The sequence below is a fragment of the Albidovulum sp. genome, from assembly GCF_008933605.1.
Classification (GTDB): domain Bacteria; phylum Pseudomonadota; class Alphaproteobacteria; order Rhodobacterales; family Rhodobacteraceae; genus Albidovulum.
Genome location: NZ_WBUS01000029.1, coordinates 22414 through 28738, shown reverse-complemented (window position 1 = coordinate 28738; position 6325 = coordinate 22414). Strand labels below are relative to the sequence as shown.

The window sequence follows — 6325 nt, the reverse complement described above, 5'->3', positions numbered from 1 at the left end:
CGCCCCATCCGGCCCCCGCCGCGGCCATCAGCGCCGCGTGCAGCGGGTGCTCCGCCGCCCCGGACCCCGGCGCGAGCAGATAGGCGAGACCCGCGAAGGCCATCCCCGCCCCTGCCCAGCGCCGCGCGGGAACGGCTTCGCGCGAGACGAGCGCGCCCGCGAACATGGTGATCTGCACCATCCCGAAGAGGATGAGCGCCCCCGTGCCGGCATCGAGCGCGCCATAGGCAAGCGAGAAGCCGAAGAGGTAGGTGAGAAGCGCCGCGGCCCCTTCCAGCCGGCCCCGCCGCCCGGGCCAGACTGCCTGCCCGCTCCGAGCCCGCCGGAGCAGGATCAATGCCCCAAGCATCGCCGCACCCGCCACCAGCCGCACCACCGCGAACTCCACCGCGCCGATATGGCCGGCCCCGACCGCCGCCCGGTTCAGGACCGAGTTGGCCGCGAAGGCGGTCATTGTTAGGGCGGTGAGCAGGAAGAGGCGCATCACCGACACAGGCCGCGCTGCGGCTTCGTCGCCCCGGCGGCTCGCGCCCGGCACTTGCCCTGCCCGGTTCCCGCGCCGCACGCGCCGAAGGAGCCCCGTGACACGTCAGCCGACCGTGTGCCGGGCAGCCTTGACTGGCAGAATCCCATCTATGTCAGCGTTGTCTTCCTTGGGAAACCAGTGGTCTATGGTGCGGATCAGGCGCGGGTCGCCGGACAGGAACAGGCGCCCCTCCTCGATTTCGCGGGCGATCGATGTACGCCCCAGCATCATGGCGGCCACAGAGACGGCCGTCGCCTCGATGTACAGGTCGACGTCCGTCCCCGGGACGGAGATGCAGATATCGACCTCTGCCCCGGGCCGGGCCACCAGCCAGTAGCAGTCGGAACCCCTGGCCGCATCGACGAAATGGAAACGCATGACCACGCGGCGAGGCGGCAGCTCCGCGACGTTCAAATAGCGCCTTGCCGCCCACATCATGGCCGAGATGTTGGGTTCGCCGACCGCGATTTCCGCCTCGATGTTGCGCTGCGCCCATTGCCCCAGCGCATCCAGCGCCGGCTCGAGTTCGATCGCCTTGGCCGTCCGGAAGTAATCGACGCTCCCGCTGGCACGGTCCTGGACCCGCTCGACCAGCCCCGCTCCCTCCATCTCCTTCAGCCGCCGCGACAGCAGCGAGGGCGAGATATGGCCGACGCCCCTGCGGATGTCGTTGAATCGGCTGGAACCGGCCCACATCTCGCACAGGATCTGCATGGTCCAGCGGGGCTCCAGATGCTCGCAGGCCTTCGAGATCGGGCAGATGATGCCGTAGGGCTTACCGGGCATTGGCGGCGCCTCCCGCGACGAGTGTAAGCAAGGCTGGCGCCCCGATCCAGTCCACATTCTGTATCGGGTTCGATTCAATCCCCTGACTGGCCGGATAACTCGGCGCGGCCGTAAGGTCAGCTTGGGAGCGCACCGCTCATGGAGGGTTCGCGATGCACCGCCGCCGGACATGCAACGCCCCCCGATCCGCCAGCCATCTGCCCCCGTTCGGAGCCGCCGGCTGGCTCGTGTCCGTCCTCAGCGAGCCGGGAATCCGGCCGGAACCCGACCGGCGTTCACCCGCGCCGCGCGCGGAGACCGGACCGTCCGGAGCCGGCATCGAGGCGGCGCGTCCGCAGGGGTTTGCCGTCAAGGCCGCCCACTGGCTCGCCGCCGCCATCCGGAGCCGCTGCGTCGCCGGGTATCGCCATTTCGCGGCGGTGGCCAAAGGCCCATGAGCGTTTCAGGCATCGCGCCGCCCGCTTCGCGACCGCCTTCGCCGATCACCAGCGGAGCGAGGTGGTGGAGTTGCTGCCAGGCCCCGGCTCCGTCACGCTCCACGTCACGCGCGCGGGTGTCACGCCGACGACGTCCCGACCGGCGCGGGCGTCAGGTTGCCTGGCGTGCCTTCTGACGCAGCATCAGCACCCCCTCCGCCTGGCCATAGTCGCTCACATGCAGCCAGCGGCTCATCGTCCGCGCCAGCAGCGCATCGCCGCTGAGAAACAGGGCCTCGGCCTCCTTCTCGCGCTCGATCGTCGTGCGGCCAAGGATGATCGAGGTCAGCGACAGGACGGAGGAATCCACATAGAGATCGACATCGAGCTTCGGGTCCGAACAGCACATGTCGATCTCGGCATCGGGCGCCGCGATCATCCAGTAGGTATCGAAGTCCGACGTCGCGTCGGGGAAGTGGAACCGCATCACGATCCGGCGCCGTGGCAGCGCGTCCCGCACGATCCAGCGCCGCATCTTCCACATCAGCGACGACAGGTTCGGCTCGCAGATCGCCACCTCCGCCTCGATGTTGCGCTGCGCCCAGACGGCGAGCGCGTTCATGGCGGGTTCGAGGTCGATCGCGCTGTCCGTGCGGATGTAGTCGACCACCCCGGTCGCCCGGTCCTCGATCCGCTCGACCAATCCCTTGGCCTCCATCTCCTTGAGCCGGCGGGAAAGAAGCCCGGGGGAGATGTTGCCGATTCCGCGGCGGATATCGTTGAACCGGCTCGCCCCGGCCCACATTTCCGACAGGATCTGGAGCGTCCAGCGCGGCTCCAGATAGTCGCAGGCGTGGGTTATCGGGCAGATGATACCGTAGGGCTTCCGCGCCATGGGCCACCTCCGTTACTTGCCCGAGGGTAGGCTCGCGGCGCCGGCGACGTCCAGTTCACTTTGTGTATCGGTGGCGCTTCCCTCCGCGCACTACGGCTGCGGCCCATGCGGCTGGCATCCTCTGGCCGGCATCGACATCCCTGCGGAGGAGACCCTCATGGAACACATCCTGACAGCGGCGCACCCTGGAACCAACCCGGCAGCACGCGCCCGCGGACTGCTGGCCCGGCTGGCGCGGCAGATTTCCGGAATGATCGCCCGCGGCCGGTCGCGGCGGGGAATCCTGCGGCTTTCGGACCGGGACCTTCGAGATATCGCGGTGACCCGGAAAGATCTCGGACCGGCTGCCGGGTTCGGCAGTTCGCGTGACCTGTCGGACAGGCTGGCGCGGCAGTCCGGATGCCGCGCGGGCACCTGGTGACGCCCTGCGGGAAGCCGCCGGAACGAAAAAAGGGGCGCCTCGCGGCGCCCCTTCCTGTCGTTCCCGGAAGGAACGGACGGCTTACATCATGCCGTCCATGCCGCCCATGCCGCCCGGCATGCCGCCGGCCGCGGCGCCCTTCGGCTCGGGCTTGTCGGCGACCATGGCTTCGGTCGTGATCAGCAGGCCCGCGACCGAGGCCGCGTCTTCCAGGGCGGTCCGGGTCACCTTCGCCGGGTCGATGACGCCGAACTTGAACATGTCGCCATATTCCTCGGTCTGGGCGTTGAAGCCGAAGTTCTTGTCCTTCGACTCGCGGATCTTGCCCGCGACGACCGCGCCGTCAACGCCGGCGTTCTCGGCGATCTGGCGCAGCGGCGCCTCGAGCGCGCGCTTGACGATGGCGATGCCGGCTTCCTGGTCGCCGTTGGCGCCCTTGACGCCGTCGAGCGCCTTGGCGGCCTGCACGAGGGCCACGCCGCCGCCCACGACGATGCCTTCCTGAACGGCCGCGCGGGTCGCGTTCAGCGCGTCATCGACGCGGTCCTTGCGCTCCTTCACCTCGACCTCGGTCATGCCGCCGACGCGGATCACGGCGACGCCGCCGGCGAGCTTCGCAACCCGCTCCTGCAGCTTCTCGCGGTCGTAGTCGGAGGTGGTTTCCTCGATCTGGGTGCGGATCTGCGAGACCCGTGCCTCGATCTCGGCCTTGTCGCCGGCGCCGTCGATGACGGTGGTGTCATCCTTCTTGATGATGATCTTCTTGGCGCGGCCGAGCATGTCGAGCCCGACGTTCTCGAGCTTCATGCCGAGGTCTTCCGAGATCACCTGGCCGCCCGTGAGGATCGCGATGTCCTGCAGCATGGCCTTGCGGCGGTCGCCGAAGCCCGGAGCCTTGACGGCGGCGATCTTCAGGCCGCCGCGCAGCTTGTTGACGACGAGCGTCGCCAGGGCCTCGCCTTCCACGTCCTCGGCCACGATGACCAGCGGACGCTGCGACTGGATCACGGCTTCCAGCAGCGGGACCATCGGCTGCAGCGACGAGAGCTTCTTCTCGTGCAGCAGGATGTAGGCGTCCTCCAGTTCGGCGGTCATCTTGTCGGGGTTGGTGACGAAGTAGGGCGAGAGGTAGCCGCGGTCGAACTGCATGCCCTCGACGACCTCGGTCTCGGTCTCAAGGCCCTTGTTCTCCTCGACGGTGATCACACCCTCGTTGCCGACCTTCTGCATCGCATCGGCAATCTGGCGGCCGATCTCGGCCTCGCCGTTCGCCGAGATGGTGCCGACCTGCGCCACTTCGGCGCTGTCCGCGACCTTGCGGGCCGCGCCCTTGATGTGCTCGACGGCCTTGTGCACGGCCATGTCGATGCCGCGCTTGAGGTCCATCGGGTTCATGCCGGCGGCAACCGCCTTCATGCCCTCGCGGACGATCGCCTGGGCGAGAACGGTCGCGGTGGTGGTGCCGTCGCCGGCCTCGTCATTGGTGCGGGAAGCGACTTCCTTCACCATCTGCGCGCCCATGTTCTCGAACTTGTCGGCCAGTTCGATCTCCTTGGCGACGGTAACGCCGTCCTTGGTGATGCGCGGGGCGCCGAACGATTTGTCGAGAACGACGTTGCGGCCCTTGGGGCCGAGGGTCACCTTCACCGCATCGGCGAGGATGTTGACGCCGCGCAGCATGCGGTCGCGGGCATCGGAATGGAACTTGACGTCCTTGGCAGCCATATCGCTTGCTCCTGGTTGTCTTAGGGGTTGCGGTTCGGAAAGACGCCTCAGGCGATGATGCCGAGGATGTCGCTTTCCTTCATGATCAGCATTTCGGTGCCGTCCACGGTCACTTCCGTGCCCGACCACTTGCCGAAGAGGATCCGGTCGCCCTTCTTGACCGACGGTGCGATCAGCTCGCCCGAGTCCTTGCGCGCGCCTTCGCCCACGGCGACGACTTCGCCTTCGGCGGGTTTCTCTTTCGCGCTGTCGGGGATGATCAGACCGCCCTTGGTCTTCTCTTCGCTTTCCACACGCTTGACCAGAACGCGGTCATGAAGCGGTTTGAATGCCATCTGGTAACACTCCCTTGGGTTCCAGGTTTGATCGATTAGCACTCAGCTTCGGCGAGTGCTAACGCGGTGTAGTTAGGCGCGGATCCGGGCCGAGTCAACTGCCCGCGAGCGCAAAAAAGCCACGTCTTGGGCATGGGCTTGCCATTTCGGCCGGCTACACCCAAATCGAGACCGGCGCCCTCCCGCGCCGCCAGCCCGGACCCGGAGATGTTCCGCAGCGCCGCCCTCTGTCTCTTCCTCGCCTTCCCCGCGACCGCGGCGGATGCCGCCTGCGGCGGCCGGGATCTACTGCCCACCCTCGACGCGGCCGAACGTGCGCGCATCACCGCGGCTGTCGATGCGCTCGACTACGGCCGCGGCAACCACTGGCGCGCGAGGCGGGGCGAGGAGGTGATCCAGATCGTGGGCACCTATCACTTCGACGACCCCCGTCACGACGCGGTCATGGACCGCCTCGCGCCCGCGATCGACGCGGCCTCGGTCGTGCTGGTGGAAGCCGGGCCGGAGGAGATGGCCGCGCTTCAGGCCGAGATGGCGCGCCGTCCTGACCGCCTCTTCTCGACGGCGGGGCCGACGCTGCCCGAGCGGCTGGAGGAGGCCGACTGGCAGGCGCTCTCCGCCGCCATGCAGGCGCGCGGAGTGCCTGCCTTCATGGCCGCGAAGATGCAGCCCTGGTATGTCGCCATGCTGCTCGGCATCCCGTCCTGCGCGATGGAGGACGTGGCCGCCGATCCGAACGGGCTTGACGCCCGCGTCATCACCCGGGCCGAAGCCCAGGGCGTCCCGGTGCATGCGCTCGAACCCTACGACACGGTCTTCACGCTGTTCGATTCGATGTCCGCGGCCGACCAGATCGACATGATCCGCACGACCCTCTCGATGGTCGACGCCGCTGAGGACTATGCCGCGACCCTGACCGAGGCCTATTTCGCCGAGGATGTGCGCGTCACCTGGGAGCTTGGCCGCATCACCGCGAACACGCTTCCGGGCCAGACACCCGAAAAGGTGGATGCCGATCTTGCCCGGATGGAAGAACTGCTGATGGCCCGGCGCAACCGGAACTGGATTCCGCAGATCACGGCGGCGGCCGCGGACGGACCCGTCTTCGCCGCCTTCGGCGCGCTGCACCTGTCGGGGCACGACGGCGTCCTGGCACTGCTGGAGCGCGAGGGCTTCGCGCTGGAACGCCTGCCCTTCTGACCCGGACGGCGGCGGAGCGGG

Annotated in this window: 6 protein-coding genes and 1 pseudogene; 2 read left to right on the top strand and 5 right to left on the bottom strand. The window is 68.2% G+C overall.

Translation table 11 applies throughout. The annotated features are described in order from the left end of the window. The 3 genes and pseudogenes from F9K34_RS06295 to F9K34_RS06285 form a co-directional block, all read right to left on the bottom strand. A pseudogene (locus F9K34_RS06295) lies at positions 1-454 on the bottom strand (EamA family transporter); the annotation flags it as partial. A gap of 135 nt (positions 455-589) precedes the next feature. Then, positions 590-1312: a winged helix-turn-helix transcriptional regulator gene (locus F9K34_RS06290; RefSeq protein WP_291336059.1), complete on the bottom strand. Its 723-nt coding sequence runs from the start codon at positions 1310-1312 to the stop codon at positions 590-592. Positions 1313-1900: 588 nt separating this feature from the next. Continuing rightward, positions 1901-2623, bottom strand: a complete 723-nt coding sequence (locus F9K34_RS06285; RefSeq protein ID WP_291336058.1) for a winged helix-turn-helix transcriptional regulator — start codon at positions 2621-2623, stop codon at positions 1901-1903. Between the two features lie 157 nt (positions 2624-2780). Here F9K34_RS06285 and F9K34_RS06280 point away from each other — a divergent pair, with 157 nt between their 5' ends. Beyond that, complete coding sequence (locus F9K34_RS06280; protein ID WP_291336057.1) at positions 2781-3044, top strand: hypothetical protein; 264 nt, start codon at positions 2781-2783, stop codon at positions 3042-3044. Positions 3045-3125: 81 nt separating this feature from the next. Here F9K34_RS06280 and groL read toward each other — a convergent pair whose 3' ends face one another. After that, positions 3126-4769, bottom strand: a complete 1644-nt coding sequence (gene groL / locus F9K34_RS06275; protein WP_291336056.1) for a chaperonin GroEL — start codon at positions 4767-4769, stop codon at positions 3126-3128. Positions 4770-4816: 47 nt separating this feature from the next. Further along, entirely contained in the window at positions 4817-5104 is a 288-nt protein-coding gene (groES, locus tag F9K34_RS06270) for a co-chaperone GroES (protein ID WP_291336055.1), read from the bottom strand. Positions 5105-5311: 207 nt separating this feature from the next. Between groES and F9K34_RS06265 the strand changes: the two genes are divergently transcribed. Further along, positions 5312-6304 (top strand): TraB/GumN family protein, encoded by a 993-nt coding sequence (locus tag F9K34_RS06265; RefSeq protein WP_291336054.1) that lies wholly within the window; start codon positions 5312-5314, stop codon positions 6302-6304. Positions 6305-6325: the final 21 nt, after the last annotated feature.

What these genes read in the sequence shown, in the direction of transcription:
- F9K34_RS06290 (WP_291336059.1), bottom strand. Translation starts at nt 1,312, where the DNA reads ATGCCCGGTAAGCCCTACGGCATCATCTGCCCGATCTCGAAGGCCTGC.
- F9K34_RS06285 (WP_291336058.1), bottom strand. Translation starts at nt 2,623, where the DNA reads ATGGCGCGGAAGCCCTACGGTATCATCTGCCCGATAACCCACGCCTGC.
- F9K34_RS06280 (WP_291336057.1), top strand. Translation starts at nt 2,781, where the DNA reads ATGGAACACATCCTGACAGCGGCGCACCCTGGAACCAACCCGGCAGCA.
- groES (WP_291336055.1), bottom strand. Translation starts at nt 5,104, where the DNA reads ATGGCATTCAAACCGCTTCATGACCGCGTTCTGGTCAAGCGTGTGGAA.
- groL (WP_291336056.1), bottom strand. Translation starts at nt 4,769, where the DNA reads ATGGCTGCCAAGGACGTCAAGTTCCATTCCGATGCCCGCGACCGCATG.
- F9K34_RS06265 (WP_291336054.1), top strand. Translation starts at nt 5,312, where the DNA reads ATGTTCCGCAGCGCCGCCCTCTGTCTCTTCCTCGCCTTCCCCGCGACC.